Source organism: Pseudomonas sp. K8, from assembly GCF_014889455.1.
Taxonomy (GTDB): domain Bacteria; phylum Pseudomonadota; class Gammaproteobacteria; order Pseudomonadales; family Pseudomonadaceae; genus Aquipseudomonas; species Aquipseudomonas veronii.
The window spans coordinates 1-1,283 of the sequence record NZ_VJWO01000114.1 but is presented as its reverse complement, the minus strand read 5'-3'; the positions used below and the strand labels follow the sequence as shown (position 1 = coordinate 1,283).

The following is a 1,283-nucleotide window of genomic DNA, read 5'->3' as shown; positions in this document are numbered from 1 at the left end:
CCGGTACAGACCGGAGACATCCTTTACGTTTGAAACCGGAGACATCGTTTACATGTATTAATCATGGCCAGGAGGTAACTGGCCATGTCATGGAATCGAGAGTCCCCTATGGACCAAAAAGTCAGATTGATAGGCGACTGGCTGTCCGGCGCCTATTCAAAACATCAACTGGCATTGAGCTACGGCATTAGTCGGCCGACCTTGGACAAGTGGCTGCAACGGTACGCCACTGCGGGCTTGGACGGACTCAAGGAGGCTTCACGCCGTCCACTCTCAAGCCCTTTTCAAACGTGCGATGCACATATTGCTGCTCTAATTGAGCTCAAGCATCAACACCATGACTGGGGCCCCAAAAAGCTGGTCAAGGTCCTTTCCAATCGCTATCCGGAATGTCATTGGCCGGCACCCAGCACGGCGGGGGAATGGCTCAAACGAGCGGGACTGGTCCAAGAGCGGCGCAAGCGCAATCGTCCGCCTACCGGCCCCGTCAAACTTCGCCCGGCAGACCTCCCCAATCAAACGTGGGCCGCTGACTTCAAAGGCGACTTTTTAATGGCGGATGGCCGACGCTGTTACCCGCTGACACTCACGGATCAGGCCAGCAGATTCATATTGTTGTGTCGTGCTCAGCCCAGTGTGGCTGGGGCCCGCGAGGGTTTTGACTGGGCTTTTCGCGAGTATGGTCTGCCTGACGTCATCAGGACTGACAACGGTTCACCCTTCGCTTCAACCGGCCTCAACAGGCTCTCGAGTCTGGCCGTATGGTGGATACGACTGGGTATCTACCCAGAGCGTATTCAGCCGGGGCGACCCGATCAGAACGGGCGGCATGAACGTATGCATCGCTCACTCAAGGCCGCGTTACTGAAGACGCCAGAAGCTAATATGGTCCAGCAGCAGTTGGCGTTTGAACGATTTCGACAGGAATTCAATCATGATCGGCCGCACGAGGCGTTGGGTATGAAAGTGCCGAACGATCTGTACGATAAATCGCCAAGGATCTATACAGGCTGGGTACCTCCTGCCGAATATGGAGCGGATATGGAGGTACGCAAAGTCAGAACAGACGGATCAATGAAGTGGAGGGGCAGGATGATCTTTTTGAGTGAGTCACTGGTAGGAGAGTCCGTTGGACTGCGAGAAGTGGACGACAACGTGTGGGACATGTACCTATGTAACTATCCACTGGGTAGGCTAGACAGCGGTGCAAGCCGGCTGTCCAGCACCCAGAAACGTAAAGGATGTCCCCGGTCTCGTTTGTAAAGGATGTCTCCGTCTGTACA

General features: G+C 54.9%; 1 protein-coding gene. It reads left to right on the top strand.

Annotation, left to right across the window (positions count from 1 at the left end; translation table 11 throughout):
- The first annotated feature begins 84 nt into the window (after positions 1-84).
- Positions 85-1,263 carry an integrase core domain-containing protein gene (locus INT12_RS30420; protein ID WP_413468894.1) on the top strand — a complete coding sequence of 393 codons (1,179 nt, stop codon included), beginning with the start codon at positions 85-87 and terminating at the stop codon, positions 1,261-1,263.
- The last annotated feature ends 20 nt before the right edge of the window (positions 1,264-1,283 follow it).